This is a genomic window from Streptomyces sp. NPDC014991 (assembly GCF_043080665.1).
Lineage (GTDB): Bacteria > Actinomycetota > Actinomycetes > Streptomycetales > Streptomycetaceae > Streptomyces.
This window is the reverse complement of record NZ_JBIBVY010000015.1, coordinates 168,753-190,624: the sequence shown is the minus strand read 5'-3', so window position 1 is coordinate 190,624 and position 21,872 is coordinate 168,753. Positions and strand designations below refer to the sequence as shown.

Here is a 21,872-nt window from a genome sequence, read left to right as displayed (position 1 = left end):
GTACGGTGGCCGGGGTGCACACCTGCGAAAGGTGGGCACCCCGGTTTTTTCGGTGCGCACGTGGAAGGACAGGGCATGACGATCAAGGACACCCCCGAGGAGTGGGAGATCCGGGCGACGGACACCCCGTTCGTGGGCGGCAAGACCTCCGTCCGCACGGACGACGTGGTCATGCCCGACGGCTCGGTGGTCAGCCGTGACTACCAGGTCCACCCCGGCTCGGTCGCCGTCCTCGCCCTGGACGACGAGGACCGCGTCCTGCTCATCAACCAGTACCGGCACCCGGTCCGGCACAAGCTGTGGGAGATCCCGGCCGGTCTGCTGGACGTGCCCGGCGAGAACCCGCTGCACGCCGCCCAGCGGGAGCTGTACGAGGAGGCGCACGTCGAGGCCGGGGACTGGCGGGTGCTGACCGACGTCTACACCACTCCCGGCGGCTGCGACGAGGCCGTACGAATCTTCCTCGCCCGCAACCTGTCCGAGGCCGGGCAGGAGCGCTTCGAGGCGGAGCACGAGGAGACCGACATGGAGCACGCGCGGGTGCCGGTCAAGGAGCTGGTGCGCCGGGTGCTGGCCGGGGACGTCCACAACAACTGCCTCGTCGTCGGGGTCCTCTCCCTGGTGGCGGCCCGCGGCGGGGACGGGCTGGACGCGCTGCGCCCGGCCGACGCCCCGTGGCCCGCGCGCCCCTTCACGTCCTGACCCCCCACCCTTCCGGCGCAGTGGTGTGACGATCGCCTGATCCGATCGGGCGATCCGTCCGCCGCGCTCCTCCCGGGCAGTAGCAGAGAGTGAACTAGGCTCTGTGAAACGCCCGTACCGGAAGACACCGGCGGGCTTGCGCGTGCGGTGGGACGGGAGTGTGGCCCGTGACGGATCAGGCGGTGGACACAGGCGAGGTGCGGCCGGTCGCGCACCCGGCCACGCGGGACCGTTTCCTGGGCCGGGTACGGGAGTTGAAGGAGCTGCGGGCCGACATCGAGCGCGCGGGGCTGGACACGCTCTCCGGCCGCAAAGCGCCCCGCGCGCGCGTGCTGCTCATCGCCGGCCGCCCCGGCTCGGGCCGCACCAGCCTCGCCGAGGAACTCGTCCGCCAGGTCGCCGGCCGCTACCCCGACGGGGTGCTGCGCGCCCGGCTGAGCGAACCCGACGGCACGCCGGTGCCCGTCGAGCGGGCCGCCCGCGACCTGCTCGGCGCCCTGGGCCTGCCCGCACCGGCCGGGGCCGCCGAGGACGACCTCACCGCTGCCCTGCGCGGCGCCCTCGCCGGCCGGCGCATGCTGCTCCTGCTGGACGACGCCGCCGGCGCCGACCAGGTCGACGCGCTGCTCCCGGACGCCCCCGACTGCCTGGCGGTGGCCGTCTCCGGGGGCCCGCTCACCGGCATCGCGGACGTCCGCCCCTGCACGCTCGGCGGGCTGGACACCAAGTCCGCCGTGGAGCTGCTCACCCGCTACGCCGGCGCGGTCCGCGTCACCGTCGACCCCCGCTCCGCGGAGAGCCTGGCCGAGGCCTGCCAGGGGCACCCGGCCGCGCTCGTCCTGGCCGGCGGCTGGCTGGCGGCCCGGCCCCAGGCCGCCGTCCTGGACCTCGCCAGGCGGATGCACGCGGACGCCGAGGGCGGCGAGGACGGCGCGGACGCCGGCCCGACGGCCCGTGTCCTGCGGCTCGTGCACGAGCAGTTGCCCGGGCAGGGCGCCCGGATACTCCGCCTGCTCAGCCTCGCCCCGGCCGGCCTGGTCGACCCGCACACCGCCTCCTCCCTGGCCGGCTGCTCCCTCGACGCCGCCCGCGCCGTCCTGGACGACTTCGTCGCCCTCGGCCTGCTGCGCGCGGTGGACTCCCCGCTGCCCCAGTACGAGGTCCCCGGCTGGCTGCACCCGCTGCTGCGCGTCCTTGCCGACGGCCAGGAGCGGCCCGCGGAGCTCCAGCTGGCCCGGGCCCGGATGCTGGAGCGGACGGTGCGGCTGCTGCACGCCTGCCGGGTCATCACCGAGACGGACAGCCCGCAGGCCCGGGAGAAGCTGAACGCCATGCCCCGGGAGGTGCGCTTCCCCACCCCGCGGGCGGCCGCCGACTGGCTGCGCGTCCGGCGGCCCGCCCTGCTGGCGTCCGCCCGGCTCGCGGTGGCCGACGGAGAGCTGGACACCCTGGCGCGGCGGCTGCTGTCCCAGCTGGTCAGGGCCATCGCGGCGCATGTCGGCACCCAGGCCGCCGCGCCCGACCTGTACGGAGTCCACGGCCTGGTCCTCGATGTCGCCGAGCGGCGCGGGCTGCCCCGGGAGAAGGCCGCGGCCCTGCTGAACCTGGGCGATCTGGACGCGCAGACCGGCCGTACCCGGGACGCCCTGGTCCGCTACCGGGCCGCCCTGGAGGCCGGCCGTGAGGCGAACGACCCGTACGCGACCGGCCGCGCGATGGAATCCGTAGGCGGCGCGTACCAGGAGCTGGGCGACTACGACCGGGCCGCGGACTGGTTCGGCCGGGCCCTGGCCGAGCGGCTGGCCCGCGGGGAGCGCCCGGAGGCCGCCCGGCTCTACGGCCGGATCGCCACCACCCACACCTACGCCGGCCGGTACGGCGAGGCTCTCAGGAACTGGCGGGCCGCGCTCGCCGGCTACCGCAGGAGTGGTGATGTCGCCGCCAGCGCGCGGGCGTTGAGCGAGATCGCCCGGGTGCAGGAGTACGCGGGGCGGCCCGAGGAGTCGCTGCGCACCTGCCAGGAGGCCGTGGAGTGGGCGCGGCGCGCCGAGGACGTCCGGCTGCACGCCGCGCTGGAGCTGCGGCTGGCGGACACCCTGGACCGGATCGGCGACCCGGTGGCGGCCCGCCTGCACCGCGCGGCGGCGGAGCGCATGCTGGTTGAGGAGCCGCCGGAGGACGGCACAGGCCAGGAAAAGGACGCTGACGCCTGCGAAATCCGTAGCCCATCCGACAAAGATTGATGCAATGAAAGGCTAGACAGCCGGAACGCCTTCATTAGACTGGCTCTGCCGCTCGTTCTCCTGCGGTGTCTCCCGGTGTGCCCTGCATGCCTGGGTATGTCATGTAACGCACCCCCCCATACCCTCTGAGCCAAGGACCGTGATCGACGTGAAGGTCGGCATCCCCCGCGAGGTCAAGAACAACGAGTTCCGGGTGGCCATCACCCCCGCCGGCGTGCACGAGCTGGTGCGCAACGGCCACCAGGTCGTCATCGAGCGGGGCGCCGGCCTCGGTTCCTCGATCACGGACGAGGAGTACGTCTCCGCCGGTGCCACGATCCTCGACACCGCCGACGAGGTGTGGGCCGCCGCCGACCTGCTGCTCAAGGTCAAGGAGCCGATCGCGGAGGAGTACCACCGCCTCCGCAAGGACCAGACCCTCTTCACCTACCTGCACCTGGCCGCCTCCAAGGAGTGCACGGACGCGCTGCTGGAGTCCGGCACCACGGCCATCGCCTACGAGACCGTCGAGCTGCCCGGCCGCGGCCTGCCGCTGCTCGCCCCGATGTCCGAGGTCGCGGGCCGCCTGGCCCCGCAGGTCGGCGCCTACCAGCTGATGCGCGCGGCCGGCGGCCGTGGCGTGCTCCCCGGCGGTGTCCCGGGCGTGACCCCGGCCAAGGCCGTCGTCATCGGCGGCGGTGTCTCCGGCTGGAACGCCACCCAGATCGCCGTCGGCATGGGCTTCGACGTGACCCTGCTGGACCGCGACATCAACAAGCTCCGCGAGGCCGACCGGATCTTCGGCACGAAGGTCAAGGCGATCATGTCCAACTCCTTCGAGCTGGAGAAGGCCGTCCTCGACGCCGACCTGGTCATCGGCGCGGTCCTCATCCCGGGCGCCAAGGCCCCGAAGCTGGTCACCAACGAGCTGGTGTCCCGTATGAAGCCCGGAAGTGTTCTTGTCGACATCGCGATCGACCAGGGCGGCTGCTTCGAGGACTCCCGTCCCACCACGCACGCCGAGCCGACCTTCCGGGTCCACAACTCGGTCTTCTACTGCGTGGCCAACATGCCGGGCGCGGTGCCGAACACCTCCACCAACGCGCTCACCAACGCCACACTGCCGTACATCGTCTCGCTCGCCAACAACGGCTGGGTGGAGGCGCTGCGCCGTGACGCCGCGCTCGCCAAGGGTCTCAACACCCATGACGGCAAGGTCGTGTACAAGGAGGTCGCCGAGGCCCACGGCCTGGACCACGTCGAGCTGGCCGCCCTGCTCGGCTGACCCCTCCCGACCAGGTGGGCCCCCAAGTCACCACCAGGTAAAAGGCGATTCGTCAACACGACTCGTCAACCACGCACGCCCGGCCGGACCTTGCCCGACAAGGTCCGGCCGGATGTGTGTATGGTCACTTTGCGGCTCTCGGTCAACTCGCCTCGAACGTAACCCTTCGACCGATTCGCACACCGGTGAAACCTGCCGTGCGACGGCCGTGAGCCCTTGACAGAGGGATGTTTCATTGCCGACACATCCTGCCGGGTCCGGCGGATTGTGTTGCTGCGGACCGCCGACACGCCATAGAGTCGCCAACCGTCGGCATGGTGCCACGCTGACCTTGTCTAGAAGTTTCCTGGTCACCAAGGAGGTAAGACGACTTGTGAATGAGTCGACATTTTCTCCCGGGGGTGGTCAACCAGGAATGCCGGTACGGGGCCAGGACCCCACGGGATTCGAGGCTGTCGGCTCCGTAGCTGTGCGCACCTTCGCAGCCCACCAGAGTCCGGATCCGCAGGCGGACCGGACAGCACACCAGAGCATGGATGGCCATCACGTGAACGCCATGGCCGGCGACGGAAGTGGCGCGCCCCACAACCAACTCGCCGACTACGACGACCTGCCCGAAGGGCACTTCTACGACCCCGACGCCGAGTACGAGCCCGATCCGGAGTACGCGGCCACGCTCGCGCCCGACGCTGCCCGCCAGCGCCGTGAGCGCGTCGGCCCGACCGGCCGTCCGCTGCCGTACTTCCCGATCCCGGGCCCGCTGACCGACCACGGCCCCGCGAAGATCATCGCGATGTGCAACCAGAAGGGCGGCGTCGGCAAGACCACGTCGACCATCAACCTGGGTGCCGCGCTCGCGGAGTACGGCCGGCGCGTGCTGCTCGTGGACTTCGACCCGCAGGGCGCGCTGTCGGTCGGTCTCGGCGTCAACCCCATGGAGCTGGACCTCACCGTCTACAACCTGCTCATGGAGCGGGGCATGTCCGCGGACGAGGTCCTGCTGAAGACGGCGGTCCCCAACATGGACCTGCTGCCCAGCAACATCGACCTGTCGGCCGCCGAGGTCCAGCTGGTCTCCGAGGTCGCGCGCGAGTCGACGCTCCAGCGGGCCCTGAAGCCGCTGCTGCCCGACTACGACTACATCGTGATCGACTGTCAGCCCTCGCTCGGCCTGCTGACCGTCAACGCCCTGACGGCCGCGCACAAGGTGATCGTGCCGCTGGAGTGCGAGTTCTTCGCCCTGCGCGGTGTGGCCCTGCTGACCGAGACCATCGAGAAGGTCCAGGAGCGGCTCAACCCCGAGCTGGAACTGGACGGCATCCTCGCCACGATGTACGACTCGAGAACCGTGCACAGCCGTGAGGTGCTCGCACGTGTCGTCGAGGCGTTCGACGACCACGTCTACCACACGGTCATCGGGCGCACGGTCCGCTTCCCGGAGACCACGGTCGCCGGTGAGCCGATCACCACCTACGCCTCCAACTCCGTCGGTGCCGCCGCCTACCGCCAGCTCGCCAGGGAGGTGCTCGCCCGGTGTCACGCCGAGTGAGTCTGCCCGGGGCCGACGAACTGTTCCGCACGACGGGGGGGACGGCGCTCCAGCCGTCCGGTTCCCGGCGCGGGGCGAACGGTGAGGCCCGGGTGCCGGCTCCCGCGGGGGAGAGCGACGAGACGGCCGCCGAGGACGGGCCCCAGTCGGTGCCCGTCCAGGGCGGTGACGGAGAGGGCGCGGAGCACGCGGCGGCCGGCGCCGAGCCGGCCGGATCCGGCGAGTCCCGCACCCGTCCGGCACGCCGGCAGGAGGCGCCGGAAGGCGACGATCCCGCCGCCGGGCAGGCGCGCAAGCGCGGGCGGGCGGCGGCCCGGCGGCCCAGCGGGCGCGAGCGGCACGACGAGAAGATCACCGTGTACGTCTCGGCCGAGGAACTGATGGACCTGGAGCACGCCCGGCTGGTGCTCCGGGGTGAGCACGGGCTCGCGGTGGACCGCGGGCGGATCGTCCGCGAGGCGGTGGCCGTCGTCCTGGCCGACCTGGAGTCCCGCGGGGACGCGAGCATCCTCGTACGACGGCTGCGCGGGCGGTAGCGGTAGCCTGCGGGGGCCATGACCTCGAACGCAGCCCCCGCCCCCGGCGCAGCCGCCGGCCGTCGGCGTGCGCTGGGGCGGGGTCCGGGTGCTCCCCTGCGCGGACCGGGGGACGCGCCCCCTGCTCCCGGCCGTGAGCCCGGGAGCGCGCGGAGCGGGCCGGAAGCCGCGGCGCCACCCGGCACGGGAACGCCCCCGGAGCCGCACGAGCCCTTCACGCCTCGTGAGCCCGCCGAGCCCTCCGACGGTGTCTTCACGGTCCGGCTCGCCAACTTCGAGGGGCCCTTCGACCTGCTCCTCCAGCTGATCTCCCGGCACCGGCTGGACGTCACCGAGGTCGCCCTGTCCCGCGTGACGGACGAGTTCATGGCCCACATCCGGGCCATGGGACCGGACTGGGACCTGGACCAGACGACCGAGTTCCTGGTCGTGGCCGCCACGCTGCTCGATCTGAAGGCGGCCCGGCTGCTGCCCGCCGCCGAGGTGGAGGACGAGGGCGACCTGGCGCTGCTGGAGGCGCGGGACCTGCTGTTCGCGCGGTTGCTGCAGTACCGCGCCTACAAGCAGATCGCCGGCATCCTCGACCGGCGGCTCGACGACGAGGCCCGGCGCCGGCCCCGTACCGTCGGCCTCGAACCGCAGCACGCCGAGCTGCTGCCCGAGGTCGTCATCAGCATCGGCCCCGAGGGTCTCGCCAGGCTGGCGGTCAAGGCGATGCAGCCCAGGCCCAGGCCGCGGGTCTACGTCGACCACATCCACGCCCCGCTGGTCAGCGTGCAGGAGCAGGCCGGGATCGTGGTGGCCCGGCTGCGGGAACTGGGCAAGGCGGACTTCCGGACGCTGGTCGAGGACACCGACGACACCCTCACGGTCGTGGCCCGGTTCCTGGCCCTGCTGGAGCTGTACCGGGAGAAGGCCGTCGCCCTGGACCAGGAGACCGCGCTCGGACGGCTGCTCGTGCGCTGGACCGGTGACGCGGACGCGGCGCCCGTGGTCACCGACGAGTTCGACCGGCCGCCCGAGCGGCCCGAGGAGAAGAAGGTATGAGCGAGGAGACGGTTGAACCCCCCGCGGGCCCCCGGACCGCCGCCGGCCTCGACCTCAAGCCCGCCCTGGAGGCGATGCTCATGGTCGTGGACGAGCCCGCGACGGAGGAGCACCTGGCGAGACTCCTGGAGCGGCCGAAGCGGGCAGTCGCGGACGCCCTGCGGGAGCTGGCCGACGAGTACACCGCGCAGGGCCGCGGCTTCGAGCTGCGGTTCGTCGCCGGCGGCTGGCGTTTCTACAGCCGCGCCGCCTACGCGCCCGCCGTCGAACGGCTCGTCCTGGACGGGCAGACCGCCCGGGTCACCCAGGCCGCGCTGGAGACCCTGGCGGTCGTCGCCTACCGCCAGCCGGTCAGCCGCAGCCGCGTCTCCGCGGTGCGCGGAGTGAACTGCGACGGCGTGATGCGGACCCTCCTTCAGCGCGGTCTGGTCGAGGAGGCGGGCACGGAACCCGAAACAGGTGCGATCCTGTACAGGACGACGAACTACTTCCTGGAGCGGATGGGCCTGCGTGGCCTGGACGAGCTTCCGGAACTCGCGCCCTTCCTCCCGGAGGCTGAGGCGATCGAGGCCGAGACCCAGGAGGGAGTCCCGTCGTTCGACCCGGACGCGCCCGACGCGCCCGGCGCAGACGACGCAGACGACTAAGACGGAACTTTGATGCGAAGCAGCGGCAGCGGCAAGAGCGGTGGCGGACGCGGGAACTACCGCGGGGCCGGCAACAGCAGGGACGACAAGCAGGGGCAGGGCCGGCCCCGTAAGCCCCGCCCCGAGGAGCGCCGCTACGACGTGGGCCCCGGGGCCACCAAGGACGGCCCCAAGGCGGGCCGGGGCGGCGCCGCGCGCGGTGGCACCAAGGGCGGCCCCAAGCGGCCCCAGCAGGGCGGCCGTACGGCCCCGGCGCGCTCGCGTGAGTACGAGACGCGGGTGGAGGAGCGCAACCGGGAGCGGTACGCCGGGAAGCCGGACATCAAGCTGCCCAAGACCTTCCCGGGCGCGGAGCAGGAGGGCGAGCGACTCCAGAAGGTGCTCGCGCGCGCGGGCTACGGCTCCCGGCGGGCCTGCGAGGAGCTGATCGAACAGTCCAGGGTCGAGGTGAACGGCGAGATCGTCACCGAGCAGGGCCGCCGGGTGGACCCGGAGAGGGACGAGGTCAAGGTCGACGGCCTGACGGTCGCGACGCAGTCGTACCAGTTCTTCTCGCTCAACAAGCCCGCCGGTGTCGTCTCCACCATGGAGGACCCGGAGGGCCGCCAGTGCCTCGGGGACTACGTCACCAACCGTGAGACGCGGCTCTTCCACGTGGGCCGGCTGGACACCGAGACCGAGGGCGTCATCCTGCTCACCAACCACGGCGAGCTGGCGCACCGTCTCACCCACCCGAAGTACGGCGTGAAGAAGACCTATCTCGCGGCGATCGTCGGCCCGATCCCGCGCGACCTGGGCAAGCAGCTGAAGGACGGCATCCAGCTGGAGGACGGCTACGCCCGCGCGGACCACTTCCGGGTGGTCGAGCAGACCGGCAAGAACTACCTGGTCGAGGTGACCCTGCACGAGGGCCGCAAGCACATCGTGCGGCGCATGCTCGCCGAGGCCGGCTTCCCGGTCGAGAAGCTGGTGCGCACCGCCTTCGGCCCGATCACCCTCGGCGACCAGAAGTCGGGCTGGCTGCGCCGCCTGTCGAACACCGAGGTCGGCATGCTCATGAAGGAAGTCGACCTCTAGAGCGCCTTGTCGTGATCACCATCCCCGTTTATTGTCACAGTGACGATAAAGGGGATGGTGAACCACGTGTCCGAACGAGCCGCGACCGGAGCACTCCTGGGCCTGGCCCTCGGGGACGCCCTCGGCTACCCGACCGAGTTCAAGACCGTGCCGGCGATCCTCGCCGGCTCCGGGCCCTGGCGGACGCTGGACCTGCCCCGGCCCGCCCTGGTCTCCGACGACACCCAGATGACCCTCGCCCTCGGCCGCGCCCTCGGCACGGCCATGGAGCACGGCCACCTCACGCCGGGGCGGCTGGAGCGGCCGCTGCGCGAGGAGTTCGTCCACTGGTACCGGTCACCGGAGAACGACCGCGCCCCCGGCAGCACCTGTCTGCGGGCGTGCGCCCTGCTCACGGAGCCCGACCGGCCCTGGCAGGACGCCAGCCAGGTCGGCTCCAAGGGCTGCGGCGCCAACATGCGCGTCGCCCCCGTCGGACTCGCCCCCGGCCTGAGCGACGAACAGCGCGCCGGTGCCGCCCAGTTGCAGTCGGCGCTCACCCACGGCCACCCCACCGCGCTGGCCGCCTCCGACCTCACCGCCCACGCCGTCCACCTGCTCGCACGGGGTACCGGCCCGGCGGAACTGGTCGACGCCCTGCGTTCCTACGCCCTGGACCACCGCACCCGCTACCACCACAGCTGGCTCGGCGACCTGTGGACCCGCGCCCAGGACCCGGGCCCCGAGCAGTTCATCGCGCGCGGCTGGGACGAGTGCCTGGCGGCCCTCGACCGCCTCCGGGACGCCGCACGGACCGTCTCCCCGGAGACCGACCCCTGCCTGGCCACCGGAGAGGGCTGGATCGCCGAGGAGGCCCTCGCCACCGGACTGCTGTGCTTCCTGCTCTTCCCGGACGAGCCCGTCACCGCCCTGCGCCGGGCCGCCTGCACCGCGGGCGACTCCGACTCCATCGCCTGTCTCACCGGCGCCTTCGCGGGCGCCCGGCTGGGCGCCGGCGCCTGGCCCGCCGACTGGACCGGACGGATCGAGTACCGGGCGGACCTGCTGGCGCTGGGATCACTCTGGGACGCCTAGGGCTCTCTTTCGGATCTTGCCGGGGCCGCGGGGTCTGGTACGCGCATCTGCGGCGTTGTCGTCGGTTGTCGACGCTCCGCGTCGACGCCCTCCTCCGCCTTGCGATGCACGGCACCAGGACCCGCTCCCTGATCCGGCCTGATCCGAACGAAAGACCCTAGGCCCGGACTCCGGGTGGACCTGCGGGATGTCCATCGGCGCGCCCCGCGCCCGAGCTGCCCCGCACCGCCCGCCGGTCCGGCTCCGCCCGGAGGGCTGACGCGCGGCGCGTCCGGTGCAGGAGGTCCGCCACGCGCGCGTGGTCCGGCTCCGCCGGCAGCGGGCTGCCCCGCAGCGCCTCCTCGGCCTCCGCCGCCAGCCGGACCATCCGCCGCTCCACCTCCGCCCACGGGACCTCGCCCCGCTTCACCGCGAGCAGCGCCTCCCGCCGGTCACCGGCGCCGATCCGCAGCTCGCCGGTGCGCATGAGGTCCCGGGCGCTCGTCAGCAGCCGCAGCAGGTGCATCGCGTGCTTCCAGCGCGGGGCGCCCGTGACGCGGACGTCGGCGTCCAGCTTCCTGCGCTGGCCGAGGGCGTAGCCCGTGAACGTGTCGTAGGCCCGGCGCGACAGGAAGGCGTCGCGCAGGGACAGCAGCTCACGGCCGGTGTCGTCGACGTGCTCCACCAGCGGGGAGTGCAGGCACTCCAGGATGTTCGGGTTGCCGCGCAGCCCCAGCTCGCAGAACCGCTCCAGCTCCCAGGAGAACCGCTCCTCGCCCGGCCCCTCGACATGCGTCGGCGGCTTCTCGAACCGCCAGAACAGCGGCGTGGGGGCGAGGAACACACCCCGCCGGTCGGTGTCGCTGGCGTCCGTGGCCAGACCGAAGGCACGGGAGCCCATGACACAGGCGTAGACCGTGTGGTCGCGTACGAGATCCTGCGGCTGCATCCCAGGAGCCTACGCGGGCCCCTCAGGCCAGCTGGATCGACTGTCCCCGCACGGTGATCCGCTTCTCGGGCAGCGGCCGGGTCGCGGGGCCGTGGGCCACCGAGCCGTCGGCCACGTGGAACCTGCTGCCGTGGCACGGGCAGTCGATGGTGCCGTCCGCGACCTCGTTCACCGTGCAGCCCCGGTGCGTGCAGATCGCCGAGAAGGCCTTGAACTCGCCCTTCGACGGCTGGGTGACCACGATCTTCCGGTCGCCGAACACCTTGCCGCCGCCCACCGGGATGTCGCCGGTCGCGGTCAGTTCCGCACCGCCCGCGGACGAGGAGGGCGACGGCGAGCCGCTGGCGGCTCCGGTGGGCGGGGCGGACGGCGAGGAGCCGCCTTCGCTCTTGCCGCCGCCGCATCCCACGCATCCCAGGGCGAGCGCCCCCGCGCTCGAAGCCAGAACCGTGCGCCGGGTCGAGGGCTGGGTCATGTCATGCCTCCGTGCAGGACGTCGAAAACGGTGGATACCGGTATTTCGGCATCGTCTCAGTGACCGGGCGGCGCACGCCCGCCCCGCGCGGGCTGACTACGCTGGACGGACCAAGAACAGACACGACAGACACGCATGTCAGCGAGGAGCAGCACCGTGGCGGTACGAGCGGTCCGGGGGGCGGTCCAGTTGGAGCGCGACGAGGCCGGACACATGGAGGAGCAGGTCGGGGCCCTGCTCACCGCCGTCCTGGAACGCAACGGGCTGACCGCCGACGACCTGATCAGCATCTGGTTCACGGCCACCCCCGACCTGCACAGCGACTTCCCCGCCGCCGCCGCCCGCAAGCTCGGCATCGTGGACGTTCCGCTGATCTGCGCCCAGGAACTGGACGTCGAGGGCGCGATGCCCCGCGTCGTGCGGATCCTCGCCCACGTCGAGTCGGACGCGTCCCGCGCCGGCATCGCCCACGTCTACCTCGGCGCCGCGGCCGGCCTGCGCAAGGACATCGCCCAGTGAGAACCGCACTCGTCATCGGCACCGGCCTCATCGGCACCTCCGCCGCCCTGGCCCTGGCCCGGCGCGGGGTAACCGTCCACCTCGCCGACCACGATCCCGACCAGGCCCGTACGGCAGCCGCGCTGGGCGCCGGCACCGACGAGGCGCCCGAGGGCCCGGTCGACGTGGCGATCGTGGCCGCCCCGCCCGCCCACGTGGCCCGGGTGCTCGCCGACGCCATCCGCCGGGGCGTGGCCCGCGGCTACCTGGACGTCGCCAGCGTCAAGGGCGGCCCCCGCCGCGAACTGGAGGCGGCCGGCCTGGACCTCAGTGCGTACCTCGGCACCCACCCCATGTCCGGCCGGGAGAAGTCCGGCCCGCTGGCCGCGACCGCCGACCTCTTCGAGGGCCGGCCCTGGGTGCTCACCCCCACCCGGGACACCGACACCGAGGTGCTGAACCTCGCCCTGGAGCTGGTCTCGTACTGCCGGGCCGTCCCGGTCGTCATGGACGCCGACGCCCACGACCGCGCCGTCGCCCTCGTCTCCCACATGCCCCACCTGGTGTCCAGCATGGTCGCCGCGCGCCTGGAGCACGCCGAGGAGGCCGCCGTACGGCTGTGCGGGCAGGGCATCCGCGACGTGACCCGGATCGCCGCCTCCGACCCGCGCATGTGGATCGACATCCTCTCCGCGAACCCCGGCCCCGTCGCCGACCTGCTCTCCGACGTCGCGGCCGACCTCGGCGAGACCGTCCAGGCGCTGCGCGCCCTCCAGTCCTGCGACGACGACAAGCGCCGCTCGGGCAGCGCCGGCATCGAGGACGTGCTGCGCCGCGGGAACGCCGGCCAGGTGCGGGTGCCCGGCAAGCACGGCAGCGCGCCCCGCGTGTACGAGACCGTCGTCGTCCTCATCGACGACCAGCCCGGCCAGCTGGCCCGCATCTTCGCGGACGCGGGACGGGCCGGGGTCAACGTCGAGGACGTGCGCATCGAGCACGCGACGGGACAGCAGGCCGGCCTCGTCCAGCTCATGGTCGAGCCGAAGGCGGCGGCGACGCTGAGGGAGGCCCTGCGCGAGCGGGGCTGGGCCCTGCGGCAGTAGAGCGCGGTGAGGGCGCCTGCCGCGAGCCAGTAACCTTGTGCGGGGCGCCCTCGCGTCCCGCCCCCGACCACCACCCTTCACCAGGAAGGTGCCCTCCCGTGGAAAACGGCGCCGCCCCGACCCCCAAGCCCGTGATCGTCGCGATCGACGGTCCGTCCGGCACGGGCAAGTCGAGCACGTCGAAGGCCGTGGCCGCGCAGCTCGGCCTGAGCTACCTGGACACCGGCGCCCAGTACCGGGCGATCACCTGGTGGATGGTGAACAACGGCATCGACCTGGCGGACCCCACCGCCGTCGCCGCCGTCGCCGGCAAGCCGGAGATCGTCTCCGGCACCGACCCGGCGCACCCGGCCATCACGGTCGACGGCGTCGACGTGGCCGGTCCGATCCGCACCCAGGAGGTCACCTCCAAGGTCAGCGCGGTCAGCGCGGTTCCCGAGGTGCGCGCCCGGATCACCGAGCTCCAGCGCTCGCTGGCCGCCGCCGCGGAGCACGGCATCGTGGTCGAGGGCCGGGACATCGGTACGACCGTCCTGCCGGACGCCGACCTGAAGATATTCCTCACCGCCTCCCCGGAGGCCCGTGCGGCCCGCCGCAGCGGTGAGCTGAAGAACGCCGACCTGCACGCCACCCGCGAGGCCTTGATCAAGCGGGACGCGGCCGACTCCAGCCGCAAGACCTCGCCGCTCGCCAAGGCCGACGACGCGGTCGAGGTGGACACCACCGAGCTGACCCTCGCCCAGGTCATCGAGTGCGTCGTCACCCTGGTCGAGGAGAAGCGGGCCGGGAAGTGAGCCGTCCGCCGGTCCCCTCGGAGCTGGGCGCCGAGATCGGGCGGCGCATCGGCGTCGGCCTCATGCACGGGCTGTTCCGGCCGCGGGTGCTGGGCGCCTGGAAGGTGCCGGCGTCCGGTCCGGTGATCTTCGCGGTGAACCACTCCCACAACGTCGACGGCCCCATGGTCATGGGCGTGGCGCCCCGGCCGACGCACTTCCTGATCAAGAGGGAGGCGTTCATCGGCCCGCTGGACCCCTTCCTGACCGGCATCGGCCAGCTGAAGGTGGACCGCGCCACCCCCGACCGCGCCGCGATCACCCAGGCCCTCGGCGTGCTGGCGGCCGGGGGAGTGCTGGGCATCTTCCCGGAGGGCACGCGGGGTGAGGGCGACTTCGCCGCGCTGCGCGCCGGGCTGGCCTATTTCGCGGTCCGCGGCGGGGCGCCGATCGTGCCCGTCGCCGTACTGGGAAGCGCCGAGCGGCGCGGGCGACTGGTCAAGGCGCTGCCACCGCTGCGCTCGCGGATCGACGTCGTCTTCGGTGACCCGTTCGACGCGGGCGACGGCACCGGGCGGCGTACGCGCGGCGCGCTGGACGAGGCGACCGAGCGGATCCGCAAGCGGCTCACCAGCCACCTGGAAAACGCCAGGCGCCTGACCGGGCGCTAGGCGACACTTGAGTAGTGGATCAGCCCACGGAGGGCCGCTCCACCGATCACCACGAATGAACGACGAGGTACGGACTTCATGAACGACGACATCCAGCCCGACGGCTCGGCCGAGCACGAGTACGAGCACGGGGCTCTCGGCGACGCCGAGTACGCGGAGTTCATGCAGCTCGCCGCGGAAGAGGGCTTCGACATCGAGGACGTCGAGGGCGCCATCGAGGCGGCGGGCCACGGCCCGCTGCCCGTGCTCGCCGTCGTCGGCCGCCCCAATGTCGGCAAGTCGACCCTGGTGAACCGGATCATCGGCCGCCGCGAAGCGGTCGTCGAGGACAAGCCGGGCGTCACCCGCGACCGTGTCACCTACGAGGCCGAGTGGGCCGGCCGCCGCTTCAAGGTGGTCGACACCGGCGGCTGGGAGCAGGACGTCCTCGGCATCGACGCCTCCGTGGCCGCGCAGGCCGAGTACGCGATCGAGGCGGCCGACGCGGTCGTCTTCGTCGTCGACGCCAAGGTCGGCGCGACCGACACCGACCAGGCGGTCGTCCGGCTGCTGCGCAAGGCGGGCAAGCCGGTCGTGCTGTGCGCCAACAAGGTCGACGGCCCGAGCGGTGAGGCGGACGCGACCTACCTGTGGTCGCTCGGCCTCGGCGAGCCGCACCCGGTCTCCGCCCTGCACGGCCGCGGCACCGGCGACATGCTGGACGCCGTCCTGGAGGCGCTGCCGGAGGCGCCCGAGCAGACCTTCGGCACGGCCGTCGGCGGCCCCCGCCGCATCGCGTTGATCGGCCGCCCGAACGTCGGCAAGTCCTCGCTGCTGAACAAGGTGGCCGGCGAGGAGCGCGTCGTCGTCAACGAACTGGCGGGCACCACCCGCGACCCGGTCGACGAGCTGATCCAACTGGGCGGCGTCACCTGGAAGTTCGTCGACACGGCGGGCATCCGCAAGCGGGTCCACCTCCAGCAGGGCGCCGACTACTACGCCTCGCTGCGCACGGCGGCCGCCGTGGAGAAGGCCGAGGTCGCGGTCATCCTGATCGACGGCTCCGAGAACATCTCGGTCCAGGACCAGCGCATCGTCACCATGGCCGTGGAGGCGGGACGCGCGATCGTCCTCGCCTTCAACAAGTGGGACACCCTGGACGAGGAGCGCCGCTACTACCTGGAGCGGGAGATCGAGACGGAGCTGGGCCAGGTCGCCTGGGCGCCCCGGGTCAACGTCTCGGCCCGCACCGGCCGGCACATGGAGAAGCTGGTTCCGGCCATCGAGACGGCGCTGGCGGGCTGGGAGACGCGCGTCCCCACGGGCCGCCTGAACGCCTTCCTCGGCGAGCTGGTCTCCGCGCACCCGCACCCCGTCCGGGGCGGCAAGCAGCCGCGCATCCTCTTCGGCACCCAGGCCGGCACCAAGCCGCCGCGGTTCGTGCTCTTCGCGTCGGGCTTCATCGAGGCGGGCTACCGGCGCTTCATCGAGCGCCGCCTGCGCGAGCAGTTCGGCTTCGAGGGCACCCCGATCCACCTCTCGGTGCGGGTGCGCGAGAAGCGCGGCGCGAAGAAGAAGTGACGCCGGTACGACGAGAAGGGCGCCCCCTGGCTCTCCAGGGGGCGCCCTTCGCCGTTCGCGCGTCCGTCACGCGCCCCGGCGAGGTCCCGGCGGCAGGGCGGCCGGGCCGTACTGCGTGCCGGTGTCCTGCTGCCGCCCGAGCGTGCCGACCCGCTGCCACTGCGACTGCTGCCGGGCGCTGTAGGCCCCCGCGCTGTAGGCGCTGTAGGAGCTGCTGAACGACCCCGCCCGGTGTCCGCCGTACCCGCCCGTGCCGTCCGGGAATTCGCCGAAGGCACTGAACCTCAGCTCCTCCTCGCCGCTGCGGTCCCCCGGCAGCGTGCGGAAGGTCCTGACCCACTCCGCGTAGAGCGCGTCGTAGATCGGCGTGGCCGACGGTCCGCCGGACGGTTCGTGGGCCGTCCGGGCGGACGGCACGGAGGAGAGGGACCGGCGGAGGGGAGTGTCGTATGCGTGCACGTATGTCCCAACGACCGGATGTGCAAAGGGATGCGGCCGACGGGGTCGTAGGGCTCTGCCCGGGCGGTTCTCAGGTACCCGCGAGCGGAAGCGCCGCGGCGACCAGCCTGCCGTGGGCGGCGGCCCTGTCCAGCGCGCCGCGCAGCAGGTCCTCCCGGGGCTGGCGCCCGATCGACCCCACCGGCGCCGCGAACAGGAGCACCTGCTGGTGCTTGTTGGCGGCGGCCCGCCAGCTGTCGGTCACCTGGAGCGGCTGGTGCGCCTGCCACCAGGCCACCGGCCGGCCCCCGTCGGCCGACGGCTGGAGCACCGCGTGCAGCTGCCCCGCGGCCAGCAGGACGGACCAGCCGTGCAGCACCGGCGGGACGGACGCCAGCTCGGTCACCGGCGCGAAGCCCTGCTCGACGAGCAGCGGAAGGAAGGCGTCACCGGTCCCGGTGGTGCCCGGGCGCGCGATCGCCGACGTCGGCTCGACCACGAGCGCGGGGTGCAACTCCCCGTGGATCAGGACCAGTCCGCTGGTCACGCCGAGCACCGCCTGCTCGGGGAGGGTCGCGTGCGGCACGCCGGCGGCATCGGCACCGGTCATCTCACCGGCGGCGCCGATGGACCGGACGGCGCCCTGCAACTGCTCCTCGGTGACCTGGACGACCTGCGAGGGCAGGCAGCCGGCGTGGGCGAAGGCGAGGACGGCGGTCTCGTCGCCGACGAACAGGACGGTGCTGGTGCGCTCCTGCTCGGAGTCGCCCGGGGTGCGGCAGGACGTGCAGTCGTAACTGCCCGGGGCGTTCTGTCCGGCGAGCAGCCGGTCGGCTTCTTCGTCGCCGATCTCGGCGCGTACGGCGTCACTGACGTCGAGCATGCGCGGCACGGGTGGCTCCCTCGGAATGCGGTGCTGGGGGTCGGCCGGGTGGCTCCCGGCCGATGAGCCCCGGGGTTCCGGGCTCATGAAGAAGACAACGGGCGTCCTGTGGTGGGGGTCACGCCCCGGAGCGCACCGGTTCGGACTGCCCGCCGCGCACGGTGACGGCGGGTGTCCGTACGGGTGCCCAGCGTGAAATTCGCACCGGATGGAGGGGCTTGATCCGGTGAGGTGGGTCACAGGCCGTTCGGCCCGGTGGTCGACTCGTCCGGAAATAAGCGGACGAGGTGGGTGTCCGGAAATCGCCGCTACCTCCGGTAACCATCAACTGGCCTGGAGCGACGATGAGTTGGTTGATTCCGGTGGCCCGCCCTCCCTACATTCCTCCGCCGTGTGCAACGAGCACCGCTCGGGTACGTCCGCAGGCCGGCACCAGGCAGAGCACGACCGCCGCACCGGCGGCGGCGGACGGGGCGGGCGCGACGAACCGCGGCCATACGCGGCAGGACGCGCTCCGTCCGGGGGAGCCCGGGTTCGTGGAGAGGGAACCACATGTCCGACTGTGCTGATACCACCCGCAACACCGACCGCCCCGGCAGCACCCGCAAGGGCCGCACGACGGCCGCGCTGGCCGGAGCCGCCCTGCTGGCCCCGCTGGGACTGCTCGCCGCGACCGGCAACGCCGCCGCGGCGGACAACGGGGTGTGGGACCGCATCGCCCAGTGCGAGAGCGGCGGCAACTGGCACATCAACACCGGCAACGGCTACTACGGCGGGCTCCAGTTCTCCGCCGGCACCTGGCGCGCGTACGGCGGCACCGCCTACGCCCCGACGGCCGACCAGGCCTCCAGAAGCGCGCAGATCACCGTCGCCACCAAGGTCCAGGGCGCCCAGGGCTGGGGTGCCTGGCCGGTCTGCTCGGCCCGCGCCGGGGCCGCCGGAGCCGCCCCGGCGACCGCCTCGGGCACGTCCTCCCGGAACAGCGCGCCCCACAGCGGCGCGACGGGGAACGGCTCGACCCGGAACAACGCGACGCCGAGGAGCGCGACGACGCCGTCCGCCCCGGCCGTGACACCGGAGCGCCCGGCTGCCACCACCGGCCGCAGCGCGTCCCGCGGCGCCTACACGGTCCGCGAGGGCGACACCCTGAGCATCATCGCCGCCCGGTACGGAACCAGCTGGCAGCGGCTCTACGCCGCCAACAAGGCCGTCATCGGCGCCGATCCCGACCTGATCGTGCCCGGCCAGCGCCTCGCGCTCTGAGCCCCGCGCTCCGAGCCCCGCGCTCCGAGCCCCGCGCTCCGAGCCCGGGCCACCACGGCAGGCGGCCGCTGTCCTGACGAGGACAGCGGCTGTCCGCATCCGCAGGCAGACTGGGCCCCATGTTGGAGACCTCGGCACGCCTGCTGCGCCTGCTCTCGCTGCTCCAGGCCCACCGCGAGTGGTCCGGCGCCGACCTCGCCGGCCGGCTGGGCGTCACCCCGCGCACGGTCCGCCGCGACGTGGACCGGCTGCGTGAGCTGGGCTACCCGGTGAACGCCAGCCCCGGCACGGGCGGCGGCTACCGACTGGGCCCGGGTGCGGAACTCCCGCCGCTGCTGCTGGACGACGACGAGGCCGTCGCCGTGGCCGTCGGCCTGCGCACCGCCGCCGGCCAGGGCATCGAGGGCATCGGTGAGACCTCCGTACGGGCCCTGGCCAAGCTGGAACAGGTGCTGCCGCACCGGCTGCGCCGCCGGGTGAGCGCCCTGAACGCCTTCACCGTGCCGATGCTGCGCGGCGGACCGCCGGCGACCCCGGTCGACCCCGCCCTGCTCACCGAACTGGCCCACCTGTGCCGGGACGCCGAGCGGCTGCGGTTCACGTACCGCGACCACGACGGCGCCACGAGCCGCCGTACCGTCGAGCCGCACCGGCTGGTGTGCACCGAGCGGCGCTGGTACCTGGTCGCCTGGGACGTCGACCGGGCCGGCTGGCGCACCTTCCGCGTCGACCGCATCACCCCGAGGCCGCCGCACGGACCGCGCTTCACCCCCCGCGAACCGCCCGCCGAGGACCTCGCCGCCTATGTGTCACAAGGCGTCTCCACGGGCGCCTACGCCACCCACGCCGCCGTCCGGCTGCTGGTGCCGCTGCACGAGGCCGCCGAGCGGATCTCGCCCTCCGCCGGGACGCTGGAGGCCGACGGTGCCGACGCGTGCGTCCTGCGCGCCGGGGCCGTGAGCCTGGACGTGATGGTCGTCCACGTCATGATGCTGGGCCTCCCGTTCGAGGTACTGGAGCCCGCGGAGCTGACCGAGGCGGTCACGAGGATCAGGGACCGGCTTGATGCCGCTCTGGCTCGGGCTGCGGAGCCCGGCCCGCGTACTGCGGGTGGTGCAGGTCGAACGCCGGGGACTCCGAGCGGATCCGGGGCAGGGTGACGAAGTTGTGCCGGGGTGGCGGGCAGGAGGTCGCCCACTCCAGTGAACGGCCGTAGCCCCAGGGGTCGTCGGTCTCGACCTTCGCGCCGTGCACGGCTGTCGTCCAGACGTTGTAGAGGAACGGCAGCGTGGACACACCCAGCAGGAAGGCGCCGATCGTGGACACCGTGTTGAGCGCCGTGAAACCGTCGGCCGACAGGTAGTCGGCGTACCGGCGGGGCATGCCCTCGGCGCCCAGCCAGTGCTGCACCAGGAAGGTGGTGTGGAAGCCCGTGAACAGGGTCCAGAACTGGATCTTCCCGAGCCGCTCGTCGAGCATCCTGCCGGTGAACTTGGGCCACCAGAAGTAGAAGCCGCCGAAGACCGCGAAGACGACCGTGCCGAAGACGACGTAGTGGAAGTGGGCGACCACGAAGTACGAGTCCGTGACGTGGAAGTCCAGCGGCGGCGACGCCAGGACCACCCCGGACAGCCCGCCGAACAGGAACGTCACCAGGAAGCCCAGCGACCACAGCATGGGCGTCTCGAAGGACAGCGAGCCCTTGATCATCGTGCCGGTCCAGGTGAAGAACTTCACGCCCGTCGGCACCGCGATGAGGAACGACGTGAACGAGAAGAACGGCAGCAGCACCGCGCCGGTGGCGAACATGTGGTGCGCCCACACCACCACCGACAGCCCGGTGATCGTCATGGTCGCGCCCACCAGCGTCAGATAGCCGAAGACCGGCTTGCGGCTGAACACCGGGATGATCTCCGTGACGATCCCGAAGAACGGCAGCGCGATGATGTACACCTCGGGGTGCCCGAAGAACCAGAACAGGTGCTGCCACAGCAGCGCGCCGCCGCCGGCCGCCTCGAACACCCGGGCGCCGAACCGGCGGTCCGCCTCCAGCACCAGCAGCGCCGCCGCCAGCACCGGGAAGGCCAGCAGGATCAGGATCGAGGTGAACAGCGTGTTCCAGGTGAAGATCGGCATCCGGAACATCGTCATCCCGGGTGCGCGCATCCCGATGACGGTGGTGACGAAGTTGACCGCGCCGAGGATCGTCCCGAAGCCGGACAGCGCCAGGCCCATGATCCACAGATCCGGGCCGAGACCGGGGGAGTGGGCGGAGTCGTTGAGCGGGGCGTAGGCGAACCAGCCGAAGTCGGCCGGCCCCTCCGGCACCAGCAGCGAGCCCAGCACGATCAGCCCGCCGAACGTGAACAGCCAGTACGACAGCATGTTCAGCCGGGGGAACGCCACGTCCGGCGCGCCGATCTGCAACGGCATCAGCTCGTTGGCGAAGCCCGCGAAGCTGGGGGTGGCGAACAGCAGCAGCATGATCGTGCCGTGCAGGGTGAACAGCTGGTTGTACTGCTCGTTGCTCATGACCTGGAGTCCGGGCCGGGCGAGTTCCGCGCGCATCAGCAGGGCCATGACCCCGCCGATCAGGAAGAAGCAGAACCCCGTGATCAGGTACAGATGACCGATCCTCTTGTGGTCGGTGGTGATGAGCCACTCCACGACCAGCCGGCCGCCCCGGCCGGTGCGCACCGGGCGTGCCGTCGTCCCCGCGGCCTCGGTCCCCATCGCTCGCTCGCCCCTTCGCGTCGTCGCGCCCGGACCCGCCGCGGCACGCGGCGCGCGGGCCCGCGAGCTGCCGTCACGCCGCTCGCCGGGCCGTGCGCCCGGCACGGGGCGTACGGCGGTTGTGTGCTGAATCCGTGAAATCTCCTATGCGGCGTCAGCTTCCGTGGCACCGCGCGGGATTGCCGGGGAATCGCGCCGCGGGCCCGCCCCGATCCCCACTGGGGGCACTTTCTGACGGATAATTCGAAGCGGTCCGCCGACACGCGTGAATTCGGCTCGATTACCCCGGTAAGCCGAACAGAAACGCCCGTTCGGGTGACGGCCGGGCGTGATGTCAGCCGATGTCAGGATGGCTGAATCCGGGCCGGGAGGCTGTGACAGAGGTGTGACCGGAACCGCATACGGCTC

Annotated in this window: 21 protein-coding genes; 16 read left to right on the top strand and 5 right to left on the bottom strand. The window is 72.6% G+C overall.

Annotated elements, in window-relative coordinates; all coding sequences use genetic code 11:
- Positions 1-75: 75 nt before the first annotated feature.
- From ACF1BE_RS23680 to ACF1BE_RS23640, 9 genes are all read left to right on the top strand, one after another.
- Entirely contained in the window at positions 76-702 is a 627-nt protein-coding gene (locus ACF1BE_RS23680; RefSeq protein WP_392201007.1) for an NUDIX domain-containing protein, read from the top strand.
- 167 nt (positions 703-869) lie between these two features.
- A complete protein-coding gene (locus ACF1BE_RS23675) occupies positions 870-2,945 on the top strand; it encodes a tetratricopeptide repeat protein (RefSeq protein ID WP_392201006.1) in 2,076 nt (691 codons plus the stop codon).
- A 139-nt stretch (positions 2,946-3,084) separates the two neighbouring features.
- Positions 3,085-4,209 carry an alanine dehydrogenase gene (gene ald / locus ACF1BE_RS23670; protein ID WP_392201005.1) on the top strand — a complete coding sequence of 375 codons (1,125 nt, stop codon included), beginning with the start codon at positions 3,085-3,087 and terminating at the stop codon, positions 4,207-4,209.
- Between the two features lie 415 nt (positions 4,210-4,624).
- Complete coding sequence (locus tag ACF1BE_RS23665) at positions 4,625-5,758, top strand: ParA family protein (protein ID WP_356821932.1); 1,134 nt, start codon at positions 4,625-4,627, stop codon at positions 5,756-5,758.
- Positions 5,743-6,294, top strand: coding sequence for a hypothetical protein (locus ACF1BE_RS23660; RefSeq protein WP_392201004.1), 552 nt, complete (start codon positions 5,743-5,745; stop codon positions 6,292-6,294). The genes ACF1BE_RS23665 and ACF1BE_RS23660 overlap by 16 nt, the downstream gene beginning before the upstream one ends.
- 18 nt (positions 6,295-6,312) lie before the next feature.
- Entirely contained in the window at positions 6,313-7,341 is a 1,029-nt protein-coding gene (locus ACF1BE_RS23655; protein ID WP_392201003.1) for a segregation and condensation protein A, read from the top strand.
- Positions 7,338-7,988, top strand: coding sequence for an SMC-Scp complex subunit ScpB (gene scpB, locus ACF1BE_RS23650; RefSeq protein WP_392201002.1), 651 nt, complete (start codon positions 7,338-7,340; stop codon positions 7,986-7,988). The genes ACF1BE_RS23655 and scpB overlap by 4 nt, the downstream gene beginning before the upstream one ends.
- A gap of 12 nt (positions 7,989-8,000) precedes the next feature.
- Positions 8,001-9,065: a pseudouridine synthase gene (locus tag ACF1BE_RS23645; protein WP_392201001.1), complete on the top strand. Its 1,065-nt coding sequence runs from the start codon at positions 8,001-8,003 to the stop codon at positions 9,063-9,065.
- 54 nt (positions 9,066-9,119) lie between these two features.
- The gene (locus tag ACF1BE_RS23640) at positions 9,120-10,139 is read left to right on the top strand and encodes an ADP-ribosylglycohydrolase family protein (RefSeq protein WP_392201000.1); all 1,020 of its coding nucleotides are present in this window, start codon (positions 9,120-9,122) and stop codon (positions 10,137-10,139) included.
- Positions 10,140-10,296: 157 nt separating this feature from the next.
- Here the strand turns inward: ACF1BE_RS23640 and ACF1BE_RS23635 are convergent, their stop codons facing one another.
- Both ACF1BE_RS23635 and ACF1BE_RS23630 read right to left on the bottom strand, forming a co-directional pair.
- Complete coding sequence (locus ACF1BE_RS23635) at positions 10,297-11,067, bottom strand: DNA polymerase beta superfamily protein (protein WP_392200999.1); 771 nt, start codon at positions 11,065-11,067, stop codon at positions 10,297-10,299.
- Positions 11,068-11,089: 22 nt separating this feature from the next.
- Positions 11,090-11,542, bottom strand: a complete 453-nt coding sequence (locus ACF1BE_RS23630; RefSeq protein ID WP_392200998.1) for a Rieske (2Fe-2S) protein — start codon at positions 11,540-11,542, stop codon at positions 11,090-11,092.
- A 156-nt stretch (positions 11,543-11,698) separates the two neighbouring features.
- Here ACF1BE_RS23630 and aroH point away from each other — a divergent pair, with 156 nt between their 5' ends.
- The 5 genes from aroH (at position 11,699) to der (ending at position 16,147) form a co-directional block, all read left to right on the top strand.
- On the top strand, positions 11,699-12,061 hold the full coding sequence (aroH, locus tag ACF1BE_RS23625; RefSeq protein WP_392200997.1) for a chorismate mutase: 363 nt from the start codon (positions 11,699-11,701) through the stop codon (positions 12,059-12,061).
- Complete coding sequence (locus ACF1BE_RS23620) at positions 12,058-13,143, top strand: prephenate dehydrogenase (protein ID WP_392200996.1); 1,086 nt, start codon at positions 12,058-12,060, stop codon at positions 13,141-13,143. The genes aroH and ACF1BE_RS23620 overlap by 4 nt, the downstream gene beginning before the upstream one ends.
- Before the next feature lie 98 nt (positions 13,144-13,241).
- Positions 13,242-13,937, top strand: coding sequence for a (d)CMP kinase (gene cmk, locus ACF1BE_RS23615; protein WP_392200995.1), 696 nt, complete (start codon positions 13,242-13,244; stop codon positions 13,935-13,937).
- Positions 13,934-14,587 carry a lysophospholipid acyltransferase family protein gene (locus ACF1BE_RS23610; protein ID WP_392200994.1) on the top strand — a complete coding sequence of 218 codons (654 nt, stop codon included), beginning with the start codon at positions 13,934-13,936 and terminating at the stop codon, positions 14,585-14,587. The genes cmk and ACF1BE_RS23610 overlap by 4 nt, the downstream gene beginning before the upstream one ends.
- A 78-nt stretch (positions 14,588-14,665) precedes the next feature.
- Positions 14,666-16,147, top strand: coding sequence for a ribosome biogenesis GTPase Der (der, locus tag ACF1BE_RS23605; protein ID WP_392200993.1), 1,482 nt, complete (start codon positions 14,666-14,668; stop codon positions 16,145-16,147).
- A 66-nt stretch (positions 16,148-16,213) separates the two neighbouring features.
- Here der and ACF1BE_RS23600 read toward each other — a convergent pair whose 3' ends face one another.
- Positions 16,214-16,606: a hypothetical protein gene (locus ACF1BE_RS23600; RefSeq protein WP_392200992.1), complete on the bottom strand. Its 393-nt coding sequence runs from the start codon at positions 16,604-16,606 to the stop codon at positions 16,214-16,216.
- A 70-nt stretch (positions 16,607-16,676) separates the two neighbouring features.
- The gene (locus tag ACF1BE_RS23595; RefSeq protein WP_392200991.1) at positions 16,677-17,477 is read right to left on the bottom strand and encodes a hypothetical protein; all 801 of its coding nucleotides are present in this window, start codon (positions 17,475-17,477) and stop codon (positions 16,677-16,679) included.
- Positions 17,478-18,020: 543 nt separating this feature from the next.
- On the opposite strand from ACF1BE_RS23595, the gene ACF1BE_RS23590 reads away from it, so the two are divergent.
- Positions 18,021-18,731: a transglycosylase family protein gene (locus tag ACF1BE_RS23590; RefSeq protein ID WP_392200990.1), complete on the top strand. Its 711-nt coding sequence runs from the start codon at positions 18,021-18,023 to the stop codon at positions 18,729-18,731.
- Between the two features lie 119 nt (positions 18,732-18,850).
- Positions 18,851-19,891, top strand: a complete 1,041-nt coding sequence (locus tag ACF1BE_RS23585) for a helix-turn-helix transcriptional regulator (RefSeq protein ID WP_392200989.1) — start codon at positions 18,851-18,853, stop codon at positions 19,889-19,891.
- Here ACF1BE_RS23585 and ctaD read toward each other — a convergent pair.
- Complete coding sequence (gene ctaD, locus ACF1BE_RS23580) at positions 19,782-21,464, bottom strand: cytochrome c oxidase subunit I (protein ID WP_392200988.1); 1,683 nt, start codon at positions 21,462-21,464, stop codon at positions 19,782-19,784. The genes ACF1BE_RS23585 and ctaD overlap by 110 nt on opposite strands.
- Between the last annotated feature and the right edge of the window lie 408 nt (positions 21,465-21,872).